Source organism: Snodgrassella sp. B3088, assembly GCF_026535815.1.
Taxonomy (GTDB): domain Bacteria; phylum Pseudomonadota; class Gammaproteobacteria; order Burkholderiales; family Neisseriaceae; genus Snodgrassella; species Snodgrassella alvi_E.
In genome coordinates, this window is sequence record NZ_JAFNPG010000007.1 from 76377 (window position 1) to 99206 (window position 22830).

At 43.6% G+C, this 22830-nt stretch carries 35 protein-coding genes; 4 read left to right on the plus strand and 31 right to left on the minus strand.

Translation table 11 applies throughout. The features are described 5' to 3' along the window. Window positions 1-9: 9 nt before the first annotated feature. The 27 genes from rpsK to J3U75_RS05215 all read right to left on the minus strand — a co-directional run bounded on the left by rpsK (window position 10) and on the right by J3U75_RS05215 (window position 13834). On the minus strand, window positions 10-402 hold the full coding sequence (rpsK, locus tag J3U75_RS05085; protein WP_025331688.1) for a 30S ribosomal protein S11: 393 nt from the start codon (window positions 400-402) through the stop codon (window positions 10-12). Between the two features lie 16 nt (window positions 403-418). After that, on the minus strand, window positions 419-781 hold the full coding sequence (gene rpsM / locus J3U75_RS05090) for a 30S ribosomal protein S13 (RefSeq protein WP_037406984.1): 363 nt from the start codon (window positions 779-781) through the stop codon (window positions 419-421). Window positions 782-839: 58 nt separating this feature from the next. Next, entirely contained in the window at window positions 840-953 is a 114-nt protein-coding gene (gene rpmJ / locus J3U75_RS05095) for a 50S ribosomal protein L36 (protein ID WP_003697674.1), read from the minus strand. 18 nt (window positions 954-971) lie between these two features. Beyond that, entirely contained in the window at window positions 972-1190 is a 219-nt protein-coding gene (infA, locus tag J3U75_RS05100) for a translation initiation factor IF-1 (protein ID WP_003684714.1), read from the minus strand. A 5-nt stretch (window positions 1191-1195) separates the two neighbouring features. Then, entirely contained in the window at window positions 1196-2512 is a 1317-nt protein-coding gene (gene secY, locus J3U75_RS05105; protein ID WP_100151547.1) for a preprotein translocase subunit SecY, read from the minus strand. A gap of 13 nt (window positions 2513-2525) precedes the next feature. Beyond that, window positions 2526-2960, minus strand: coding sequence for a 50S ribosomal protein L15 (gene rplO, locus J3U75_RS05110; protein ID WP_267390862.1), 435 nt, complete (start codon window positions 2958-2960; stop codon window positions 2526-2528). Between the two features lies 1 nt (window position 2961). Continuing rightward, a complete protein-coding gene (gene rpmD, locus J3U75_RS05115) occupies window positions 2962-3147 on the minus strand; it encodes a 50S ribosomal protein L30 (RefSeq protein WP_100100557.1) in 186 nt (61 codons plus the stop codon). Continuing rightward, window positions 3140-3658 (minus strand): 30S ribosomal protein S5, encoded by a 519-nt coding sequence (rpsE, locus tag J3U75_RS05120; RefSeq protein ID WP_100100558.1) that lies wholly within the window; start codon window positions 3656-3658, stop codon window positions 3140-3142. Before rpsE ends, rpmD begins: the two co-directional genes overlap by 8 nt. 19 nt (window positions 3659-3677) lie before the next feature. Next, on the minus strand, window positions 3678-4031 hold the full coding sequence (gene rplR, locus J3U75_RS05125) for a 50S ribosomal protein L18 (RefSeq protein ID WP_100141128.1): 354 nt from the start codon (window positions 4029-4031) through the stop codon (window positions 3678-3680). A 13-nt stretch (window positions 4032-4044) separates the two neighbouring features. Beyond that, on the minus strand, window positions 4045-4578 hold the full coding sequence (gene rplF / locus J3U75_RS05130) for a 50S ribosomal protein L6 (RefSeq protein WP_100151546.1): 534 nt from the start codon (window positions 4576-4578) through the stop codon (window positions 4045-4047). Between the two features lie 9 nt (window positions 4579-4587). Then, window positions 4588-4980: a 30S ribosomal protein S8 gene (rpsH, locus tag J3U75_RS05135; protein WP_267390867.1), complete on the minus strand. Its 393-nt coding sequence runs from the start codon at window positions 4978-4980 to the stop codon at window positions 4588-4590. A 14-nt stretch (window positions 4981-4994) separates the two neighbouring features. After that, the gene (gene rpsN / locus J3U75_RS05140) at window positions 4995-5300 is read right to left on the minus strand and encodes a 30S ribosomal protein S14 (protein ID WP_025331697.1); all 306 of its coding nucleotides are present in this window, start codon (window positions 5298-5300) and stop codon (window positions 4995-4997) included. 2 nt (window positions 5301-5302) lie between these two features. After that, the gene (gene rplE / locus J3U75_RS05145; RefSeq protein ID WP_025331698.1) at window positions 5303-5842 is read right to left on the minus strand and encodes a 50S ribosomal protein L5; all 540 of its coding nucleotides are present in this window, start codon (window positions 5840-5842) and stop codon (window positions 5303-5305) included. A 10-nt stretch (window positions 5843-5852) separates the two neighbouring features. Further along, on the minus strand, window positions 5853-6176 hold the full coding sequence (gene rplX, locus J3U75_RS05150) for a 50S ribosomal protein L24 (RefSeq protein WP_100141125.1): 324 nt from the start codon (window positions 6174-6176) through the stop codon (window positions 5853-5855). Window positions 6177-6187: 11 nt separating this feature from the next. After that, window positions 6188-6556 carry a 50S ribosomal protein L14 gene (gene rplN, locus J3U75_RS05155; protein ID WP_025331700.1) on the minus strand — a complete coding sequence of 123 codons (369 nt, stop codon included), beginning with the start codon at window positions 6554-6556 and terminating at the stop codon, window positions 6188-6190. A gap of 232 nt (window positions 6557-6788) precedes the next feature. Beyond that, complete coding sequence (rpsQ, locus tag J3U75_RS05160; RefSeq protein WP_100141124.1) at window positions 6789-7052, minus strand: 30S ribosomal protein S17; 264 nt, start codon at window positions 7050-7052, stop codon at window positions 6789-6791. Continuing rightward, window positions 7052-7243 carry a 50S ribosomal protein L29 gene (gene rpmC, locus J3U75_RS05165; protein ID WP_025331702.1) on the minus strand — a complete coding sequence of 64 codons (192 nt, stop codon included), beginning with the start codon at window positions 7241-7243 and terminating at the stop codon, window positions 7052-7054. The genes rpsQ and rpmC overlap by 1 nt, the downstream gene beginning before the upstream one ends. Continuing rightward, window positions 7243-7659, minus strand: a complete 417-nt coding sequence (gene rplP / locus J3U75_RS05170; RefSeq protein WP_037394618.1) for a 50S ribosomal protein L16 — start codon at window positions 7657-7659, stop codon at window positions 7243-7245. Before rplP ends, rpmC begins: the two co-directional genes overlap by 1 nt. After that, window positions 7643-8347 (minus strand): 30S ribosomal protein S3, encoded by a 705-nt coding sequence (gene rpsC, locus J3U75_RS05175; protein WP_100141123.1) that lies wholly within the window; start codon window positions 8345-8347, stop codon window positions 7643-7645. Before rpsC ends, rplP begins: the two co-directional genes overlap by 17 nt. A gap of 9 nt (window positions 8348-8356) precedes the next feature. After that, on the minus strand, window positions 8357-8686 hold the full coding sequence (gene rplV / locus J3U75_RS05180) for a 50S ribosomal protein L22 (protein ID WP_037406961.1): 330 nt from the start codon (window positions 8684-8686) through the stop codon (window positions 8357-8359). A 10-nt stretch (window positions 8687-8696) separates the two neighbouring features. Further along, window positions 8697-8972 carry a 30S ribosomal protein S19 gene (gene rpsS, locus J3U75_RS05185; RefSeq protein WP_025331704.1) on the minus strand — a complete coding sequence of 92 codons (276 nt, stop codon included), beginning with the start codon at window positions 8970-8972 and terminating at the stop codon, window positions 8697-8699. 5 nt (window positions 8973-8977) lie between these two features. After that, on the minus strand, window positions 8978-9814 hold the full coding sequence (gene rplB, locus J3U75_RS05190) for a 50S ribosomal protein L2 (protein ID WP_100141122.1): 837 nt from the start codon (window positions 9812-9814) through the stop codon (window positions 8978-8980). Window positions 9815-9819: 5 nt separating this feature from the next. Then, window positions 9820-10134 carry a 50S ribosomal protein L23 gene (gene rplW, locus J3U75_RS05195; RefSeq protein ID WP_180295814.1) on the minus strand — a complete coding sequence of 105 codons (315 nt, stop codon included), beginning with the start codon at window positions 10132-10134 and terminating at the stop codon, window positions 9820-9822. Next, window positions 10131-10751 carry a 50S ribosomal protein L4 gene (gene rplD / locus J3U75_RS05200; protein ID WP_267390873.1) on the minus strand — a complete coding sequence of 207 codons (621 nt, stop codon included), beginning with the start codon at window positions 10749-10751 and terminating at the stop codon, window positions 10131-10133. The genes rplW and rplD overlap by 4 nt, the downstream gene beginning before the upstream one ends. Further along, complete coding sequence (gene rplC, locus J3U75_RS05205) at window positions 10751-11395, minus strand: 50S ribosomal protein L3 (RefSeq protein ID WP_100141120.1); 645 nt, start codon at window positions 11393-11395, stop codon at window positions 10751-10753. Before rplC ends, rplD begins: the two co-directional genes overlap by 1 nt. 257 nt (window positions 11396-11652) lie before the next feature. Continuing rightward, complete coding sequence (gene rsgA, locus J3U75_RS05210) at window positions 11653-12537, minus strand: ribosome small subunit-dependent GTPase A (RefSeq protein ID WP_267390875.1); 885 nt, start codon at window positions 12535-12537, stop codon at window positions 11653-11655. A gap of 10 nt (window positions 12538-12547) precedes the next feature. Continuing rightward, entirely contained in the window at window positions 12548-13834 is a 1287-nt protein-coding gene (locus J3U75_RS05215) for a M48 family metallopeptidase (RefSeq protein WP_267390876.1), read from the minus strand. 265 nt (window positions 13835-14099) lie between these two features. On the opposite strand from J3U75_RS05215, the gene orn reads away from it, so the two are divergent. Genes orn through J3U75_RS05230 form a run of 3 tightly spaced genes read left to right on the plus strand, consistent with a single transcriptional unit; the run spans window position 14100 to window position 16809 of the window. Beyond that, complete coding sequence (orn, locus tag J3U75_RS05220; protein ID WP_100141117.1) at window positions 14100-14648, plus strand: oligoribonuclease; 549 nt, start codon at window positions 14100-14102, stop codon at window positions 14646-14648. Between the two features lie 48 nt (window positions 14649-14696). Then, window positions 14697-16355, plus strand: a complete 1659-nt coding sequence (gene pgi, locus J3U75_RS05225; protein ID WP_267391032.1) for a glucose-6-phosphate isomerase — start codon at window positions 14697-14699, stop codon at window positions 16353-16355. Continuing rightward, window positions 16336-16809, plus strand: coding sequence for a CinA family protein (locus J3U75_RS05230; RefSeq protein ID WP_267390880.1), 474 nt, complete (start codon window positions 16336-16338; stop codon window positions 16807-16809). Before pgi ends, J3U75_RS05230 begins: the two co-directional genes overlap by 20 nt. Before the next feature lie 83 nt (window positions 16810-16892). On the opposite strand, the gene J3U75_RS05235 is transcribed toward J3U75_RS05230, so the two are convergent. Beyond that, a complete protein-coding gene (locus tag J3U75_RS05235; protein WP_267391033.1) occupies window positions 16893-18209 on the minus strand; it encodes an ammonium transporter in 1317 nt (438 codons plus the stop codon). 40 nt (window positions 18210-18249) lie between these two features. Then, window positions 18250-18588, minus strand: coding sequence for a P-II family nitrogen regulator (locus J3U75_RS05240; protein ID WP_267390881.1), 339 nt, complete (start codon window positions 18586-18588; stop codon window positions 18250-18252). 539 nt (window positions 18589-19127) lie between these two features. On the opposite strand from J3U75_RS05240, the gene J3U75_RS05245 reads away from it, so the two are divergent. After that, a complete protein-coding gene (locus J3U75_RS05245; protein ID WP_267390882.1) occupies window positions 19128-19970 on the plus strand; it encodes a GNAT family N-acetyltransferase in 843 nt (280 codons plus the stop codon). A 92-nt stretch (window positions 19971-20062) separates the two neighbouring features. Here J3U75_RS05245 and rpoH read toward each other — a convergent pair whose 3' ends face one another. Together rpoH and lnt are read right to left on the minus strand one after the other, a co-directional pair. Further along, window positions 20063-20911 (minus strand): RNA polymerase sigma factor RpoH, encoded by an 849-nt coding sequence (gene rpoH / locus J3U75_RS05250; RefSeq protein ID WP_100141113.1) that lies wholly within the window; start codon window positions 20909-20911, stop codon window positions 20063-20065. Window positions 20912-21134: 223 nt separating this feature from the next. Continuing rightward, the gene (gene lnt / locus J3U75_RS05255; protein WP_267391034.1) at window positions 21135-22664 is read right to left on the minus strand and encodes an apolipoprotein N-acyltransferase; all 1530 of its coding nucleotides are present in this window, start codon (window positions 22662-22664) and stop codon (window positions 21135-21137) included. Window positions 22665-22830 lie beyond the last annotated feature (166 nt).

Here is a 22830-nt window from a genome sequence, read left to right on the forward strand (position 1 = left end):
ATACTCCTGTTAGATACGACGTTTTTTAGGTGGCCGACAACCATTGTGTGGCAATGGAGTAACGTCTGTAATACTGGTAATCTTGAAACCAAGAGCGTTGAGCGCACGTACAGAAGATTCGCGACCAGGACCCGGCCCTTTAATACGAACTTCCAGATTTTTTACGCCATACTCTTGGGCAACTTTGCCAGCTGCTTCAGCCGCAACCTGAGCGGCAAATGGTGTGCTTTTACGTGAACCTTTAAAACCAGCACCGCCAGAGGTAGCCCAAGATAATGCATTGCCCTGACGGTCAGTGATAGTAATGATGGTATTATTGAAAGATGCATGTACATGCACAATACCTTCACTTACGGATTTACGTACTTTCTTGCGCACACGAGCTGTGTTTGCTTTAGCCATTATTGTTCCTTATCAATTATTTCTTGCCTGCAATCGCTTTACGCGGACCTTTACGAGTACGCGCATTGGTACGGGTACGCTGACCACGGCAAGGCAAACCACGACGATGACGCAGACCACGATAGCAGCCCATATCCATCAATCGTTTGATGTTCATGGTTACTTCACGACGCAAATCACCTTCTACATGGTATTTGGCAATTTGTTCACGTAAAGCATCAAGTTGAGCCTCGTCCAAATCTTTAACTTTAGTGCTCGGCACAACGCCGGCAGCTTCGCAAACCAGTTTAGCGCGAGACGAACCAATACCATAAATAGCCTGAAGGCCAATTACGATATGGGCATTGTTAGGGATATTCACCCCTGCAATACGAGCCATATTTTTTCCTTAGGGCAAAAAGTCTGTCACTATAACATAAAGACTTAGGGTTATCCAATTAGCCTTGACGTTGTTTGTGACGAGGGTCGGTACAAATCACACGTACAACGCGGTTGCGACGGATGATTTTACAATTGCGGCAAATTTTCTTTACCGACGGCTGAACGCGCATATTATTTCCTTTCTACTCTTAGCGGGCGCGGAAAACGATGCGAGCACGAGTCAAATCGTACGGAGTCAATTCCACAGTCACCTTATCTCCAGGAGAAATACGTATGTAATGCATACGCATTTTTCCAGAAATATGACCTAAAACGACATGATCGTTTTCTAGTTTAACTTTAAAAGTTGCGTTGGGCAGGGTTTCAAGGATTTCACCCTGCATTTGTATGGTATCTTCTTTAGCCATAATACTTAACGACGTGATGATAATGATTTCATCGCAGAACGCTTCATTAGATGTTCATACTGACTACTCATCACATAAGAAGCAATTTGCGTTTTAAAATCCATGGTCACCACCACCAGAATAAGTAGTGAGGTGCCACCTAGGTAGAAAGGTACATTCATCGCAGAAGTTAGTACTTCCGGAATCAGGCACACGATAGCTATATAAATTGCGCCCCAGAAGGTTAAACGCAATACAACTTTCTCCAGATAACGACTGGTTTGTTCACCAGGGCGAATACCCGGCACGAAAGCACCACTTTTCTTCAGATTTTCTGCCATTTCTCTTGGACTGAATACCAACGCCGTATAGAAATAACAAAAGAAGATAATAGTAGCTGCAAATAGCAAAATATAAACAGGCTGACCATGCTGCAAGAGTGTGGCCAGTTTCTGCAACCATCCATCTTGATTAGCTGAACCAAACCAGCTTAATAGAGTAGAGGGAAACAGAATAATACTAGACGCAAAAATTGGCGGTATCACGCCGGCCATATTCAATTTAAATGGCAAATGTGAATTCTGAGCCTGCATAATGCGATTACCTACTTGCCGCTTAGCATATTGCACCGGTACTTTACGTTGTGCACTTTCGATGTATACAACAGCATAAATCAAAGCTAATGCCCCAACAATCAGTGCAACAGCCATCAAATAACTGATTGAACCCTGACTAGTCAGTGTTAGTAAGCGACCAATACCGGCAGGCAGACTGGCTGCGATACCGGCAGTAATAATCAGCGAAATACCATTACCAATACCACGTTCTGTAATCTGCTCACCAAGCCACATAAGAAACATGGTTCCGGTAACCAGACACACCATGGTAGTCAAATAAAATTCAAACTGGCCAGATACCACTACATTTTGTTGATAAACAAATGCTGCGGCACCGAAACTTTGTAGAGTAGCCAACAATACAGTGCCATAACGCGTATATTTCGTCAAAGTCCGACGTCCAGCTTCACCTTCCTTTTTGAGTGCTTTCAGGGAAGGGATAATTTCAGAAGCCAGCTGTACAATAATTGAAGCTGAAATATATGGCATAACACCAATTGCAAAGATACTGAACCGTTGCAGTGAACCGCCGGAAAACATATTGAGCATGCTCAATATGCCTCCGCCGGCACTTTCATACAGTTTGGTCAAAGCAGCACCATCCACACCGGGCACTGGAATATGCGATCCGATGCGGAATACAACCAACGCACCAAGCAAAAATAACAGACGATTTTTTAAATCACCAAACTTTGAAAGTCCTGTTGCGGATTGCGGATTAGCCACTTGTTTCCTTGCCTTATTCTGCTACTTTACCACCGGCAGCTTCAATGGCCTGTTGCGCACCTTTGGTGGCTTTAATACCATTTAAAGTTACCGCCTTATCAATGTTGCCAGATGCAATAATTTTGACATTCAAAGCAGTTGCAGGTACCAATCCGGCCTGTTTCAATACCAGAACATCAATTTCGTTTACTGCAACTCTTGCCAGTTCATCCAGACGCACTTCAGCATTTAGATGAGCTGTCATAGATTTAAAGCCACGTTTCGGCAAGCGACGCTGCAAAGGCATTTGTCCGCCTTCGAAACCAACTTTATGATAACCACCTTTACGGCTTTTCTGACCTTTGTGCCCACGGCCACAGGTTTTGCCTAAACCACTGCCGATGCCACGACCCACGCGGCGAGCCGCATGTTTAGCACCTTCAGCAGGCTGAATGGTATTCAAAAGCATGTTACTTCTCCACTTTCAAAAGGTAGCTGATTTTGTTGATCATGCCACGATTTTCGGGGGTATCAAGCACTTCAACAGTATGCTCACGATGACGCAAACCTAAGCCACGTGCGCAGGCACGATGAGCGGCAATAGTGCCAATCAAGCTTTTAACCAGTGTAATGCGTACGGTTTTCTGCTCACTCATGATCTGCTCCTAAAATTTCTTCTACGGTCAGGCCACGTTTGGCAGCAATTTCAGCTGGCGTGTACAGTTTAGACAAACCATCCAATGTTGCACGAACAATATTGTAAGGATTAGTTGAACCATGCACTTTAGCAGAGATATTATGAATGCCCATTGCATCAAAAACCAAACGCATCGGACCACCTGCTTTCACACCATTACCTTCTTTGGCAGGCTGCATGAATACGCGAGTAGCGCCATGACGACCGATTACTTCATGATGAATTGTACGGCCATTTAATGGCACTTTAATCATGTTACGACGTGCATGATCCATGGCTTTCTGTACAGCAACAGGAACCTCTTTAGATTTACCTTTGCCCATACCGATGCGACCATCGCCATCACCTACTACGGTTAAAGCTGAAAAAGCCATAATGCGGCCACCTTTAACCACTTTGGTCACACGGTTTACGGCAACCATCTTTTCGATCAGGCCGTCACCGCGTTCTTCAGTTTCGTGTTTTGCCATATTTCTGGTCTCCAGTTTATTAGAAGCTTAAGCCGTTTTCACGGGCTGCCTCAGCCAAGGCTTTAACGCGACCATGGTATTGAAAACCTGAACGGTCAAATGCCACTGCTTCAATGCCGGCTGCTTTAGCTTTTTCAGCAATGCGTTTGCCAACCACTACCGCAGCGTCTACATTGCTGCCGTATTTGATGCTGGCACGCACATCAGCCTCAAGAGTAGAAGCCTGAGCCAATACTCGATCACCTTCAGCGCTAATAACCTGGGCATAAATGTGATTATTGGTACGAAAAACGCACAATCTCACTTTGTTCAGGGCTGCAATTTTGGCACGGGTTTTACGTGCACGACGCAGTCTTGCTACATTTTTATCCATCAGTGAGCCTCAATTATTTTTTCTTGGTTTCTTTAATAACGACACGCTCATCAGCATATCGTACACCTTTACCTTTATAAGGTTCAGGCGGACGGAATCCACGAATTTCAGCAGCAACTTGCCCTACTACCTGTTTGTCAGCACCAGCAATGATAATTTCGGTAGCTGAAGGTGTAGTAGCTGTAATGCCTTCTGGCAATTCGTAATTAATCGGATGAGAGTAGCCCAAAGAAAGATTCAATACCTTTCCTTGAGCTTGAGCGCGATAGCCTACACCAATCAATTGCAGTTTTTTCTCAAAACCATTGCTTACACCAACAACCATGTTGTGCAGTAACGCACGCACGGTACCAGATAAAGCATTCGCTTTTGTACTGCTGTCGTTGGCAGTAATAACTAATTGTCCATCATTTAATGCTACATTTACTTCAGCATGCTGATGCAGGGACAGTTCGCCGTTTTTACCTTTAACAATGATAGCTTCTGGAGAGAACTTAACGTCAACGCCAGCCGGAACGACTACCGGATGTTTAGCAATTCGAGACATGTTTTCCCCTTAGGCAACCACGCATAACAACTCACCGCCGATACCATTGGCACGGGCTTTGCGGTCAGTCATTACACCTTTAGAAGTGCTCACAATCACAACGCCCAAACCATTCATTACTGAAGGAATGTCGTTGGAACCTTTATACACACGCAGACCAGGACGTGAAACGCGTTGAATGCGTTCAATCACAGGCTGACCAGCGTAGTATTTTAATTGTATTTCCAATGTCGCCTTGGTTTCGGTAGATACGGCAAAGTCTTCTACGTAACCTTCTTCTTTCAAAACTTTGGCAATAGCCACTTTCAGTTTGGAAGACGGCATGCTTACAGATGCTTTGTTAGCACGCTGAGCATTACGAATACGGGTCAACATATCGGAAATAGGATCATGCATATTCATATTTTATACTCCTATTACCAGCTGGCTTTGATTACGCCCGGAATTTCACCACGCATGGCGATTTCACGGATTTTAGTACGGGCCAAGCCGAATTTACGGAAATTACCACGCGGACGACCTGTCAAAGCGCAGCGACGACGTTGACGAATCGGAGCAGCATTACGCGGAATAGCCTGCAGTTTCAATCGAGCCTGAAAATGCTCTTCATCAGTCGCATTGGCATCATTGATGATAGCGAAAATGGCTTCGCGTTTGGCAGCATATTTTTTTGCCAAAGCTTCGCGCTTCAGCTCACGATTAATAAGTGCTTTCTTAGCCATAATTAACCCTTAAACGGAAATTTGAACAGAGACAACAGTGCTTTGGCTTCTGCATCAGTTTTGGCAGTCGTGGTGATGGTAATATTCAGACCACGCAAAGCATCAATTTTGTCGTATTCAATTTCCGGGAAAATAATTTGTTCACGCACGCCCATGTTGTAGTTACCACGACCGTCAAATGATTTACCGTTTACGCCACGGAAGTCACGCACACGTGGTAGGGCAATGGCAATTAATCGATCCAGAAACTCATACATACGGTCACGGCGTAAAGTTACTTTACAACCGATTGGATAGTTATCACGGATTTTGAAACCCGCAATTGATTTACGTGCTACGGTTACTACCGGTTTCTGACCAGCAATTTTCTCTAAGTCACCAACTGCATGTTCCATTACTTTCTTATCGGCAACCGCTTCGCCCACACCCATATTCAGAGTGATTTTTTCAATACGCGGTACTTCCATAATAGATTTGTAACCGAACTGTTTGGTCAACTCAGGAACAACAGTGGTGTTATAAAAGTCTTTTAAACGAGCCATTGATTACTCCTTAAGCTCCCACGACAGCACCGGTAGATTTGTATACACGTGTACGTACTACTTTACCGTCTACAGTTTCTACTTTAATGCCTACGCGGTCAGCTTTTTGGGTTTCCGGATTGAAAATCGCTACATTGGAGATAGCCAATGGCGCATCTTTGGTAATTACACCACCTTCAATTCCACGCATGGGATTTGGTTTTTGGTGACGTTTTACGCGGTTCACACCATCAACAATCACCTTCTCACCGAGAACACGTACGACTTTACCCTGTTTGCCCTTATCTTTACCGGCAATGATGATCACCTGATCACCAGTTTTAATCTTTTTCATTGCAACCTCACTTACAGTACTTCAGGAGCCAATGAAACGATTTTCATGAATCGCTCAGTACGTAGCTCACGGGTTACCGGGCCAAAAATACGGGTACCAATTGGTTCCAATTTAGTATTCAACAGCACGGCTGCATTGTTATCAAACTTAATCAGTGCACCGTCGTTACGACGTACACCTTTTGCTGTGCGAACAACTACAGCATTATATACATCGCCCTTTTTTACGCGACCACGAGGAGCTGCGTCTTTAACGGCCACTTTGATGATGTCGCCTACAGATGCGTAGCGACGCTTAGATCCACCTAATACTTTGATGCACATTACACGGCGTGCACCAGAGTTGTCAGCCACATCTAAGATGGTCTGCATTTGAATCATGTTATTACCTTTTAAAATCCAACTTAATTTACCGCTTTCAAACAGCCTGTTACCTCTTTATGGCTGTTTGAAACCTTTAACGGTTCTAGTAAACCAGTCTTGGGTCCCGAAGGGAGAGTTCCGGCGAGCGCCGGAAACTTTCAGGAAACTGAAAGTTAAGGAACGAAGTTTACAGACAATATTGGATTGTCGCAATACTTCGTTCCCTAATTGCAGCACTTTGTTGTGTTAATTACACATTGCGTGCTTTTTCAATCAGCTCAGTTACAACCCAGCTTTTGGTTTTTGACATTGGGCGACCTTCGGAAATGACAACAACGTCACCAATACCGTATTGGTTTTGCTCATCGTGGGCATGGATTTTAGTCGAACGACGAATCACCTTACCATACAACGGGTGCTTTACTTTGCGTTCAACCAGTACGGTTACGGTTTTATCCATTTTGTCGCTCACGACTTTGCCCTGCAAAGTACGTACGTTTTTAGCTTCAGTCATTATTCACCATCCTTCTGATGCAAAATGGTTTTTACACGAGCAATATTACGACGCACTTTTTTCAGCTCACTGTTTTTACCCAGCTGGCCGGTGGCATGCTGCATACGCAATCCGAATTGCGCTTTCAGCAGGCCAACCAGTTCTTCGTTTAACTGCTCAACAGATTTGTCTTTCAATTCACTGGTTTTCATTATTGACCTACCTGGCGTTTAACAAATACGGTCTGAATCGGCAATTTGGCAGCAGCCAGCTCGAAAGCCTGACGAGCCAAAGTTTCATCTACACCGTCCATTTCGTAGAGCATTTTGCCCGGCTGAATTTCGGCGATGTAATATTCAACATTACCTTTACCGCCACCCATACGAACCTGAATCGGTTTCTCGGTAATGGGTTTATCCGGGAATACACGAATCCAGATGCGACCGCCACGTTTGATATGACGTGTCATTGCTCGACGTGCTGCTTCAATTTGGCGTGCAGTCAGACGACCACGACCCACAGCTTTCAGACCAAAATCACCAAAGCTAACTTTATTGCCACGAGTAGCAATACCGGTATTGCGGCCTTTCTGCTGTTTGCGGTATTTCATTCTAGTTGGCTGCAGCATTTCGACCACCTGCCTTTCTGCTGTGTTTCTTTTCCTGTTCCGGCTTGGCCTGAATTTCACCTGGTGTCAGTTCACCTTTGTAAACCCAAACTTTTATACCGATGATGCCGTATGTGGTTTTGGCTTCGCTGGTTGCGTAGTCCACATTAGCACGCAGGGTATGCAGAGGCACACGACCTTCGCGATACCATTCGGTACGAGCAATTTCAATACCGTTTAATCGTCCGGAAGACATGATTTTGATACCTTTGGCACCAACACGCATGGCATTTTGCATAGCGCGTTTCATGGCACGGCGAAACATTACACGTTTTTCCAACTGGGCTGCAATATTATCAGCAATAATTTGTGCATCAATTTCCGGTTTACGGATTTCTTCGATGTTGACATGTACCGGCACACCCATGATTTTCTGCAAATCACGTTTTAATACTTCGATGTCTTCACCTTTTTTACCAATCACAATTCCCGGACGGGCACTATAAATGGTAATACGTGCAGATTTAGCCGGACGCTCAATAACTACGCGACCAACAGAAGCATTAGCCAGTCGTTTGCGCAGAAAATTACGTACGTCAATATCTTCTTTCAGCACTTTGGAAAAGTCGCCGCTTTTGGCAAACCATTTGGAAGACCAATCTTTATTCACTGCCAGGCGAAAGCCTGTAGGGTTAATTTTTTGTCCCATCGCTTTTCCTTAGTTGCCCACAATCACGTTGATGTGACAAGTTTGTTTTTCGATGCGATTACCACGACCTTTGGCACGTGCCTGAAAACGTTTCAGGCTCGGACCTTTGTCGACATAAATGGTAACCACTTTCAATTCGTCAATATCAGCACCTTCGTTATGCTCGGCATTGGCCACAGCAGACTCCAGTACTTTTTTGATCAGCTCAGCACCTTTTTTGGGGCTGAATGTCAAAATATTCAACGCTTGGGCAATATCTTTGCCACGCACCAAGTCAGCAACAAGACGGGCTTTTTGCGCAGAAATGCGGGCATTTTTGTGTTGTGCACTAACTCTCATGTTTTATCCCTTATTTTTTAGCCTTCTTATCAGCCAGATGGCCTTTGAAGGTACGGGTCAATGAGAACTCACCCAATTTATGGCCTACCATGTTGTCGCTAATAAACACGGGCACGTGGGTACGGCCGTTGTGTACAGCGATGGTCAAACCGATAAAATCAGGCAGAATAGTGGAACGACGTGACCAGGTTTTAATCGGGCGCTTGTCGTTATTAGCACGAGCCGCATCGACTTTTTTCAGTAAATGCAGGTCGACATATGGGCCTTTTTTCAATGAACGAGCCATATCAGTTAACCTTTATTTGAGTAACGGCGGCGAACAATCATGTTGTTCGTGCGTTTATTACGACGAGTACGATAGCCTTTGGTCGGTGTACCCCATGGGCTAACCGGTTCGCGGGCTTCACCTGTACGACCTTCACCACCACCATGCGGGTGATCTACTGGGTTCATTACTACACCGCGAACGGTCGGACGAACACCGCGCCAGCGTTTGGCACCAGCTTTACCCAGTTTTTGCAGGCTTTGCTCTTCGTTGCCTACTTCACCAATAGTGGCACGGCAGTCAACGTGAATTTTTCGCACTTCACCAGAACGCAGACGCAACTGAGCATATACACCTTCTTTTGCAAGAAGTACGGCAGATGCGCCAGCGGAACGAGCAATCTGTGCGCCTTTACCCGGCTTCATTTCGATACAGTGCAGTGTAGTACCAACCGGAATATTGCGAATAGGCAGGTTGTTACCTGCTTTGATTGCAGCTTCGGAACCGGAAACCAGCACAGCACCAACCTGTACATTGCGTGGAGCAATGATATAACGGCGCTCACCATCGGCGAAGCACAACAAGGCAATATGGGCGGTACGGTTTGGGTCATACTCAATGCGTTCAACTTTAGCAGCGATACCGTCTTTGTCGTTACGTTTGAAGTCTACAACACGGTAGTGATGCTTGTGACCACCACCTTTATGGCGAGTGGTAATGCGACCACCGTGGTTACGGCCAGCAGTTGAAGACTGTTTTTCCAATAATGGTGCATATGGAGCACCTTTGTGCAAGCCTTCTGTTACCACGCGTACCATGCCGCGACGGCCAGCAGAAGTCGGCTTCATTTTAACAATAGCCATAGTGCTTATTCCTTATCTGCAGAAGCGGCAGCAGATTCAATGTCCAGCTCCTGACCAGCCGCAAGACTGACATAAGCTTTTTTGACATCACTGCGCTTACCGATGGTACGGCCAAAACGTTTATTTTTGCCTTTAATGATGGTGGTGGCTACTGAGTCCACTTTCACATTAAATAATAGTTCCACGGCTGCCTTGATTTCAGGCTTGGTGGCATTTGGCAATACTTTAAACGTCATCTGGTTGCGTTTTTCAGCCAGCATGTTGCTTTTTTCAGAAACAACAGGAGCCAAGAGCACTTGCATTAAACGTTGTTGATTCATACCCATTGCTCCTCAAGTTGTGCAACTGCTGCTTTGGTAAGCACTACTTTCTTAAAGCGTAACAGATTGTACGGATCAGTTTGCTGTGCTTCCAAAACCAGTACATTTGGCAGGTTACGGCTGGACAGATAAACGTTTTCATCCAACTGTTTGGTGATGAACAGTACTTGTTCCATACCCAGATTTTTCACCTGTTCGGCAAAGGCTTTGGTTTTAGGTGTAGCAGCAGATAATTCGTCAATTACAAACAGGCGTTCATCACGTACCAGCTGAGACAGAATAGCTGCCATACCCGCACGGTACATCTTGCGATTTACTTTCTGGGTAAAGTTTTCATCTGGTTTATTTGGGAACGCACGACCACCACTGCGCCACAGCGGAGAAGAAGTCATACCAGAACGGGCACGGCCAGTTCCTTTCTGACGCCATGGTTTTTTAGTGGAATGTTTTACTTCAGCACGAGTCAGCTGTGAACGGTTACCAGAGCGAGCATTAGCCAAAAAGGCCGTTACAAGCTGGTGAACCAGATCTTTATTGTATTCACGTGCAAACAACGCGTCAGAAGCAGCAACCGCACCTGCAACCTGACCTTGAGCATCAATTAATTTCAGTTCCATTACGCACCTACCTTCACGCTCGGACGCACGACAACGTTGCTGTTAACCGCACCGGGCACCGCACCTTTCACCAGCAGCAGCTGACGTTCGGTATCTACGCGTACGATTTCGAGATTCTGAATGGTGGATTTAACGTTACCGTACTGACCAGCCATACGTTTACCCGGGAATACGCGACCCGGATCCTGCGCCATACCAGTTGAACCAGGTACGCGATGAGAACGGGAGTTACCGTGAGAAGCACGCTGAGAACCAAAATTGTGACGTTTGATGGTGCCAGAAAAGCCTTTACCTTTGCTGGTACCAGTGACATCAATCAACTGACCTGCTGCAAACATGCCGACATTGATTTCAGCACCTGCAGACAATTCAGCCAGTTTTTCAGCAGAAACAGCAAATTCAACCAAACCGCGTCCGGCTTCAACACCAGCTTTGGCAAAGTGACCTGCCTGTGCCTTGCTTACGCGATTGGCTTTTTTCTGACCAAAAGTCACCTGTACGGCAGTATAGCCGTCGGTAGCTTCGGATTTGAGTTGAGTGACGCGGTTAGCAGACATATCCAGTACGGTTACTGGAACGGATGCGCCGTTCTCATCGAACACGCGCGTCATGCCTACTTTGCGCCCAACCAGACCTAAAGTCATAGTTATTTCCTTTTATAAAGGGACCAATTACGATTGATTGGCCTCGCACAAATAAAGAATCTTGCCGACGTAAAATCGGCAAGATTGTGATAATATCATGTTTATTCTGCTTGAATCAATTTTTTATGTAACTAAAGCACGGATTTTTAGGTAAAAACAACGATTACGCCTTACTGATAAAGTCTAGATTAGGTTTAGACGTTTTATCGTCATGAAATATCAATCGTTTAGCTGCATTTTTTGTTTGTTAGTAGATGTCATTTGCTTAATTCATCTGTGATATTTTGCAGAAAACGCAACCTCTCTGGTTTTAGTTTACCTTCAGCTAATGCTTGCTTGAGAGCGCAGCCCGGCTCCTGACGGTGGGTGCAATTATGAAATCGGCATTGACCGATATAAGAACGCATATCAGGAAAGTAATGCAGCAAATCGCCTGTATGTAAATAATGCAGCCCAAATGCCTGCAACCCGGGTGAATCGATTAACTGACTCTCAGTATTGAGATCATATAACTGCGCATGAGTTGTGGTATGACGTCCGGAATCCAGCGCAGATGAAATCGTACCCACCCGAGCCTGCTCTTTACCCAGAAGGGCATTGGTTAAAGTAGATTTACCCATGCCGGACTGTCCTAGCAGGATAGCACATTCACCCTGTAAATGTTCACGCAACAGAGTTATATCATTCAGAGCGCTGATGTTGATTACCTTATAGCCGAGGCTCTGATAATAAGTTAGTTTTACCAACCATTCAGCATTCTGAGGTAAGTCAGCCTTATTTAAAATAATCAGTGGCGTTATGTCTGCCGCTTCAGCTGCCAGCAATGCCCGCTGCAACAACAATTCACTTGGTGTAGGTACCGCCGCCAGCACTATTAGCATCAGAGTAACATTGGCTGCTATAAGCTTAGTGCGTGTTGCATCCTGACGGTATAGCAGGCTGCGACGGGGTAAATAATCTTCAATCACGGCTTGTTGTTGGTTGATATGCCCGATATACACAATATCACCGCAAGCAAAATCTATTCTTTTTTTTCGGGTAGTAGCCTCGTACATTTTTCCGGCGGCAGTACGCACCTGAAAACGCCGACCGAAACTGGTAACAATTTGCGCCGTTAATAACTTATCCGTCTGCTGCACCATTCCTAATGTCCTAATGTGCCTTTATTGCTGTCTGAAGTGCCGCAATACGTTCTCGTGCACCAGGATGAGAATCATAAAAGCGAGAATACCAGATATCTGAGACGAGACTGGCAGCATTGCTACGGTAGAGTTTGGTCAGCGCCTGAATTAAATCCTCAGCATGGGCATATTTAGCTGCAAACCGGTCGGCTTCAAATTCATTTTTACGAGACAAAACACTTGCCAGTGGTGAAAATGGGAAAGTAAACAGTGGTAGCACCAGCATAAACAATAATAAGGCCATGGCATGACTGGGTTCATGCACACCCAGCCCCAGATAAAAACCCGCCTGGGGCAATAGCCAACCTAAAACCGCAAATACAATTAAGGCAAGTATAAAAGTAACAATCATTTGCTTGAATACATGCTTGTGAGCAAAATGTCCTAATTCGTGCGCCAGCACGGCTTCAACTTCGTTTACTTGCATATCTTTTAGAAGGGTATCAAAAAATACAATGCGCTTGTGCTTCCCAAGACCTGTAAAGTATGCATTACCATGTCCGCTACGTTTGGATCCATCCATGACAAAAATTCCATCACTGTGAAAGCCTGTACGTTGTAGCAGATTTTCGATACGAGCACGCATGACATCATCTTGTAATGGTTCAAATTTATTAAATAATGGAGCAATCCATTTAGGAAATGCCCACATCAATAACAAAGAAAAACTTACCCAAACCAGCCAAACCACAAGCCACCATGCACCTCCGAACCAGTTTGCTGCAATCAGAATCTGCATGATTAATAGTATGATGTATAGCAAAGGTAAGCCAACAATAATAGCCAGCAAACATCCTTTGAATTGATCAGCAATAAACGTAGCTGGTGTCATTTTGTTAAAACCGAATTTAGCTTCAAGGCAAAAGCTGCGATACCATGCTAATGGCCAGCCCAATACCATATTCACCAGTGCAAACAAACCAATTAACAAAATTCCTTGTACTATATCGTGGTGTGTCCACTTTTGACTTAGACGTGCCAACAAATCTAACCCGCCGCCAAGTGTAAACACCAATAGCAACAATGCCTGAAACAGTATTTCGTAACGAGCCAGACGTTGTTTGGCTAAAGTGTAATCTGCTGCTTTCTGATGCTCATCCAGTGATACGTTGGCTAAGAATGCAGCAGGTACGCGGCTTCGATGCGCTAATACAGCTTTACTCTGACGTACAGACAGATACAACTGACCACAGGTTGTAGATACGAAAAATAAAAGAAATAGTAGATAGACTGTTTGGGCAGAAAGATAAAACGCCATAAAAACACACTATAGCTTAAAAATAATGATTGTAGCGGAGTTTGTACGTTATGGGTGGATAAAAGCGGCAATTCGAAAATCCCTTTTTTTAAATAGAAATTTACCACGCTTTTAGCCTGTTTAATAAATTTTCATGCCTGTATTTATTAGTTTCTAAACCAGAATAAATTTTCAAATTATCTTTTAATTTACCGTAAAAAAATAAGCTATCAGCCATTAGAGAAAGCAGCTAAAATGATGTTTTGTTATCAATCAAGATTAAGATATGCAAAACGATAAAAATCTTGTCTGGCTGGATATGGAAATGACTGGCTTAAATCCAGATACTGACCGGATTATTGAAGTCGCCATGATCATAACCGATAGTGATCTTAATATTTTAGCTCAGTCTGAAGTACTAGTTATTCATCAGCCAGATAGTATTATTAATCATATGGACAAATGGAATACGTCTACCCACACACGTACAGGCTTGATAGATAAAGTAAGGGCTTCTACCTTGACTGAAGCGGAAGCGGAAGAAAAATTGTTAGCCTTTATCAGTGAGTGGGTACCCGAAAAAGCTTCACCAATGTGCGGCAATTCGATTCATCAGGACCGTCGCTTTATGGTGCGATATATGCCGAAACTGGAAGCTTACTTTCACTATCGCAATTTGGATGTATCTACATTAAAAGAATTGGCTAAACGTTGGAACCCGCCTGTTGCAAAGGGTATAAGCAAAAAAGGCGCTCATCAGGCTCTGGATGATATTAAGGAAAGTATTGAAGAAATGGCTTATTATCGCAAACATTTCTTAACAGTATCTGCCTGATTTTGTATACTCCGCCTTTATTCTTTGCTGAAAAATTTTCCGGTTATGATGAATCCATCTTGTCCTATTAATCAGACAGCCATCTGGGCACAGCTACATCAACATCAGCGCAGTACCCGTTTTTTGCACATGCGTGATCTATTTCGGCAACAGCCGGATCGTTTTGAACAAATGCATGAGCAATTAAATGGCCTATTACTGGATTACAGCAAAAACCGCATTACTGAAGATACTCTGACATTATTAATAGAGCTGGCCAATATTGCCGATGTACGAGGCTGGACAGATAAAATGCGGCGCGGCGAAAAAATCAATGTCAGTGAAAACCGCGCAGTGTTGCACACAGCGCTCCGGCTTCCCCCTCAGGCTGAAGTCTATGTCGATGATCACAATATCGTTCCCGATATTCATCATGAACTTGAACGTGCCTATAGCTTTGCCGAAGCGGTTCGTTGTGGAGAATACACAGGAGCTCAGGGAAACCGTATTACGGATATTATCAACATCGGTATTGGTGGTTCTCATTTAGGGCCGGAAATGGTTACATTGGCATTACGACCGTTTCAGCAATCTGGATTGAATATTCATTATGTAGCCAATGTTGATGGCGCCAATTTGACGCAGGTATTAGAAAAAGTAAACCCTGCTACAACAATTTTTATTATTGCCAGCAAATCCTTTACTACACCAGAAACCTTACTGAACGCACAGACTGCACGAAGCTGGTTTATACAGCATGGCTTGCGTGAAACTGATATCGGCCGCCATTTCATTGCTATTACCAGTGCAATTGATAAAGCACAGGCTTTTGGCATAAAACCTGAGCACATATACGCTATGTTTGAGTGGGTGGGCGGTCGCTACTCTGTCTGGTCAACAATTGGTCTGTCAGTTATCTTTGCCATTGGTAAAGATAACTTTCAAAATTTCCTCGCCGGCGGTCGGGCAATGGATGAACATTTCTTTCATGCGCCATTAAGACACAACATTCCCGTTTTACTTGGTTTGATTGGCCTGTGGTATCACACATTTTATACCACCACCAGCCATGCAATTATCCCGTATGACCACGGATTGCGCCGTCTCGCAGCACATTTACAACAACTGGATATGGAAAGTAATGGCAAACAGGTAAGCCGTTATGGAGAGCGACTGGATTTTGATACGGGGCCAATCATCTGGGGTGAAGAGGGCGTAAACTGCCAGCATGCTTTTTTTCAGCTCCTTCATCAAGGGCCACGTCTGATATCCTCTGACTTTATCATTCCGATTAACAGTTTCTACCGTGTCAGTACGCAACACAAGGTACTTGTAGCCAATGCATTTGCTCAGACTGAGGCCTTAATGCATGGCAAAACACTGGCTGAAGCCTATGCAGAACTCATGACTTTAGACAATAAACGTCGTGATATCATGGCTCCACAGAAAGTATTTCCTGGTAATCAACCATCTAATACCTTGCTGCTAGATGAAATCAATCCTTTTAATCTGGGGATGTTGCTAGCCATGTATGAACATAAAGTCTTCGTTCAGGGCGTGGTATGGGGGATAAACTCTTTCGACCAATGGGGCGTAGAGTACGGAAAAGTTCTGGCGAAACACATAGAACCCGAATTGAGCAACACAGATACGCTTAGCCATGATGCATCTACCAATGGCCTCATAGACTACTTTAGAAAACATCACCATGAGACAAACCCTGCATGATATCACCACAAAACTAGAAGAACTCGGACACACTGTAACCTGTGCAGAATCTTGTACCGGTGGCCTACTGGCAGCTGAGTTAACTCAACTTCCAGGAAGTTCCGGCTGGTTTAATATGGGCTATGTAACTTACAGCAATCAAGCAAAGCAACACTTGCTCAATGTTAATGAAGTTACTTTACGACATTATGGTGCTGTAAGTGAAGAATGTGTACGTGAAATGGCTCTAGGAGCACTGATTGACGCCAAAGCTGATTATGCCCTTTCTATTTCCGGTATTGCCGGACCAACTGGCGGCAGTACTGAAAAACCTGTTGGCACGGTCTGGTTCGGATTGGCTACCAAACAACGCATTTGGGCCAAACAACACCTTTTCAAGGGAGATCGTGACGTCATTCGAGCACAGGCTGTGGAATATGCACTGCGGTTTTTGCGTCATTATTTATACCGCTAAGAAAATAAATCTGTCTAAAAAATAAGAAGCTGGCCGTAAACAATACCGGCCAGCTTGTTTTATTTTTTGCACAAACAAATTAATTATTCAATACGTTCACCATGAATGCTGACATCCATGCCTTCACGCTCAGCATCATGATCGATACGCAAACCACGGCATGCTAGTGCTGCTATTTTAAGAATCAGATATGTCATTACTACACTATAAACAACGGTAATTGCAACGTCTTTAACTTGTGCCAGCAGTTGACTGCCAACAGTGGATTCACCTCCGAAAATAGCATTACTGAATAGCATACCGGTTAAGATCGAACCCACTATTCCGCCAAAACCATGAATACCGAAAGCATCAAGCGAATCATCATAGCCAAATCTGCGTTTTAAAAACACAGCAGCAAAATATGCTGCTACCGCCGTTAGAATGCCAATTACCAGTGCAGCCTGAGGACCAACAAAGCCAGCAGCCGGTGTAATCCCAACCAGTCCGGATACGGCTCCGGAAGCCATCCCTAAAGCAGAGGGTTTATGTCCGGCCAATTTTTCACAAAGCATCCATGTCAATGCAGCTGAAGCCGCCGCTACCTGAGTGACCGCCATAGCCATGCCCGCTGAAGCATCCGCCGCACCTGCAGAACCAGCATTAAAACCAAACCAGCCCACCCATAACATCGCAGCACCAGTTAATGTTAATACCATATTATGAGGAGCCATAACATCTTTGCCATAACCGAGACGTTTACCAATTACCAATGCCGCTACCAGACCAGCAATACCGGCATTAATATGAACGACAGTACCCCCCGCAAAATCAAGAACTGGCGTATGTGAGTCAGCCATAAAGCCACCACCCCATACCCAGTGACAAACCGGAGCGTAAACTAAAGTTACCCACAATCCAGAAAAAACCAATAATGCAGAGAATTTAAGACGCTCAGCAAAAGCACCGGTAACAATCGCAGTAGAAATAATCGCAAACGTCATTTGGAAAAACATAAATACGGACTCGGGAACAGTACCACTACCATTTACGATGGTAGCCATTTCTCTGGTTTTATCCAATCCCATGCCAACAAGCATAAATCTGTCTATCCCGCCAATGAAAGCATTTCCTGGAGTAAAAGCCAGTGAGTATCCTACTATCATCCACAAAACACTGACCAATGCTGCCACAACAAAACTGTGCATCATGGTACCTAACACATTTTTTTTGCGCACCATACCGCCATAAAACAATGCAAGTCCTGGTACGGTCATCAGCAAAACAAGTACGGCGGATGTCATCACCCATGCAGTATTACCAGCATTTATTTCCGACAGTGGCCGCCACCAGTCGGACAAATCGCCTGCTAGCAGCGGCAATGGCATCAGCAAGGGAGCAGCTAACAAACATTTATTTATTTGATTCATTTTATTTCCTTATTAAATAATACGTCTGTATTTACACCGCCGCATCACCTGATTCTCCGGTACGGATACGCACTACCTCATCGACATGCGAAACAAATACTTTACCGTCACCCACCTTACCTGTTCTGGCACAAGTAACAATCACTTCAATAGCACGCTCAACCAGTTCTTCCGTCAGAACAATTTCCATTTTGATTTTGGGTAAAAAATCCACTTCATATTCCGCTCCACGATAAATTTCAGTATGCCCTTTTTGCCGGCCAAAACCTTTTACCTCACTTACCGTCATTCCTTGTACACCTATCTCAGCCAATGCTTCACGAACATCATCCAATTTGAATGGTTTAATCATTGCAGTGATTTTTTTCATATAACACCCCATCATCGAATTTCACTATCTATCATCAATCAGGCAGAACCATAATTTATTCAAACCAGTATACTTAACTAAGTAGCGTAGTTTACAGTTATCTAAAGTGACTAATCACACCATACATCTTTCTTTTAAATTTGCAAAGATGTATCAAAATTACTGAGGTATCAAATGCCGTGTTCTGTTGATTTGATCTCTATCTTTTGATGAAGCAATCCCCATATAAGGCATGAAACTAAACAATTACAATCAAAAATATAATTATTTAAGCACAATCATCATAAATATTAATTCAAAACAACAAATGATTGGTGGCTCCCTTTTGGAAAATTTCTTTACCTCAATCAGTCTTTTTTCCTAAAGCCAAACTTCAATGTTATAAAACTACATATACCCTTTGAAATTTATAACTATTCTTAGAACAGCCCCACTCAAGTGACATGCATCTGACAGATACAATCAGGTATAATTGCACCCTAATAGCAAAATAAATACATATACGTCATTGAAACATTTGTTTCTGTTAAGAGGCCAGCATGCTAATTTGCAATCCATACGAAATCGTTATTCAAGGCATGACAAGTAATGGTAAACGCTTTCGCCCAAGTGACTGGGCTGAACGTTTATGCGGGGTATTGTCTTCTTTCGATCAAGGACACAGACTGTCTTATCACCAATGGGTTCGTCCTATTCTGGTTGATAATATCCGCTGCGTAGCAGTCGATCGCAAGCTAGAACAGATTAGCGCCACAGCCTTTAATTTCATGATGGATTTTGCGCACGATAACGATCTGCGCATTCTGGATTGCAAAGCTTTATTAGAAGAACAGGAACACAGACAAATCAGCCTGACAGATGCTGTTGCACAGGAAAATATCGTAGCGAAACACACCAAACAAATCGACTCTTCAACCTCTGTCGAAACAATTTCTCAGATTCCAGTCAGTCAATTACGAGAACTGAAACCAGCCGAAATAAGCTCTGCCTTTGCTGCATTACATATGTTACATCCTGATATTCGGGATATCACACAGTTTCAGGAATTGGTAACTATTCAGCAAGCAGAAGGTTATAGATTGCTGGGAATATTTGAAGAAGGTAAACAAAATGCAGTAACTGTTTGCGGATTTCGTATCGTCACCAACTTCACAGCCGGACGACATTTACATATAGATGATTTGGCCAGCCATCACTTACCGGTTCAGGATCATCAGATCAGCCAAATATTAGATGCATTGAAAGCCATCGGACTTAAAGAACAATGTAAGTGTATTCATGCAGATTCAAGTGTTTCATCTGATAACACTAATATGCATCACTTATACCTGAAACATGGTTTTATATTAACATGCCATAAATTCAGTTTTACGATTGAATGATAATAATTAGTAAAATAGCTCAATCAACCATTGTTTCATTAAAAAAACCGGATTGAATAAATTCTTCAATCCGGTTTTTTTATTCAACTTCATCATTCTGCTTCGGCCAAATAACCACGTAATTTCTGCATTGCTTTAGCTTCAATCTGACGAATACGTTCGGCAGAAACACCATATTCACCAGCCAGATCATGTAAGGTTAATCCGCCATCATCCGCAAGCCAGCGACTTTCCACAATATGACGGCTGCGTTCATCTAATTTGGCCAGAGCTGTTTGCAGACCATCAGTCTGTAAAGCGTAATGAGCTTGCTGAGCCAGTACCTGTGTTGGTTCGTTAGAACTGTCTGTTAACCAGTCTATCGGTGCAAAATTGTCTTCATCATCATTTTCAGCCAGTAAAGACATATCCTTACCAGTCATGCGCTGTTCCATTTCCAGCACTTCTGACAATTTTACGCCAAGATCATCTGCAATGGACTGGGCTTCTTTATTACTTAAAGCGGCCATTGATTTACGCATGCTACGTAAATTAAAAAACAGTTTACGCTGCGGTTTGGTGGTAGCTACACGTACTAAGCGCCAGTTACGTAAAATAAATTCATGAATTTCTGCTTTGATCCAATGTACCGCAAACGAAAATAATCGTACGCCCCGGCTAGGCTGAAAACGTTTTACGGCTTTCATCAAACCAATATTGCCTTCCTGAATCAAATCAGCCTGATTCAGGCCATAACCATCATATCCACGTGCAATAGAAACCACTACACGCAAGTGTGACAGAATCAATTTTTTTGCAGCCTCTAAATCTCCTTCGGTCTGGCGTACCGCTAAATCCTGTTCTTCCTCGGGAGAAAGCATAGGAATATTATTTACGGTATGAATGTATTGCTCCAAACTACCATGCCCAGTCGGCACGGGTAATGCAAAAGCTGTATTCATGCCTATCCTTTCTGTTCGTGTTAGGTTATTGCTATTAATGTAACTGCAACACATTGTTTGTTACCTAAAAATCAATCAATAACCCAACTAATAATTTATCATTGTAATTAAAATAAGAATGTACTTCAATCACTATTTATGAATTGTTCATCATTGGTAAAATAATGTATTTTATCAATTTCGATTGTATATTTTAATGATTATACACATCAGGATAATTTATTCAACAACGATAACGACTAAAAACATAGATTATTAATAATAAAATCAAGCTAATAATAGCTAAGGGCCAGCTGCTACCCAGCCACATATAGGGTGTAATGCCCTTGTAGCCGTAAATTTTACCTTCCAGCACACCTGCTGTATCCGGTTTCAGATGTGCGACAATCTGACCTTTGGGATTGATAATGGCTGTCATACCGGTATTAGTGGCTCGAACCATATAACGCCCTGTTTCCAATGCCCTAGCCTGAGATTGCTGCATATGCTGTTCCATAGCATGGGAGTGTCCATACCAAGCCATATTACTTACATTGGCCAGCATACTGGCCTGACTGGCCGAATTAATGATTTCATCACCAAAACCATCTTCATAACATATATTAAAGGCTACACGCTGATTAGCCAGCTTTAAAGGTGCTTGAACAGCACCACCGCGAGAAAATCCGGCTAGCGGCATATCCATCCAGCGATACAACCCGCCCAGTAGAAAAGGTAATGGAATATATTCTCCAAATGGCACTAGGTGATTTTTCGCATAGTAAGGTAATCCACTGACGGATAGTGGGGCTGTAAAATTTACTACCGAATTCAGATAACCTGATCCATCGGCGGTATACTGAGGAATACCAACTGCTAAAGCAGAGCCATTGTTTCGCGCTAGCTGGGTAAATACAGCTAGCTGCTTTGGTGACATATCCTGCCGCATTACTGGAATGGCTGTTTCGGGCAGAATAACAATATTGGCGTGCGTACTGTTTATGAGGTCAAGATAACGCCTAAGTGTTGGCTGTAAAGATCGTTCATCCCATTTAAAAGATTGGGGAATATTACCCTGTGCTAAAGCCACTGATGCATGCGTACCGTCAGGCTGAGTGAACTGACAATGCAATAAAATTGCACCGAGTAGCCACACGCTCAATAAGCTGATACCACACCCTGTTTTAGTCTTAATTGATTTAGCCAGTAACAACTCTGCTAACCATGAACCAGTGGCAACAGTAAACACGGTAACCAGAAAAATTCCGCCTAAAGGTGCAAGACCAGCTAAAGGTGAATCAGCTATCTGGCTATAACCCCATATACCCCAGCCGAAACCGGTCAGTGCCCGTTCCCGTACGAATTCTGCCAACGCCCATAGCAACGGTAAAACTAGTGCATGACGAACGCTACGAGAAATTCTGAATTTTCCGAGTAGCCAGAATACTAGAGCAGGATAAACAGCTAGATAGGCAGGCAGCAGCAAAGTTAATGGCCAGGCCATTATCTGCGGTAAACCAGCTACATCATGCAATGCAATATCTATCCAGTAGAGTAAAACAGTATAGGCTGTGAATGCCCAAAGATACGCTGAACGAACACGCCATTGTGGCCGTACTGATTGTAAAATCAGCAATATGGCCAATAAAACAGGTAAGAGCCAGAAATGATAATAGGGGGCATAAGCAAAAGGCACCAGAGCAGCAGATAAGAATAGAAGTGGCCAGTACAGCCAAGGTTTGGCTAAAACAGCACCATATTTGAATTCATAAATAGGCTGTGCCGACTTATCCTTTTGTTTGGTCACTTCTATCTTCTCCAGCGTTTTAACCGGTTTAGTAGATACAGATTTTTATAATCAGTAATGACTTTAAACTCGTATTGTAGCTATAAGCAATAAAGAATAAATATCTGTTTACTATAATCTGTTATGGTGGGTA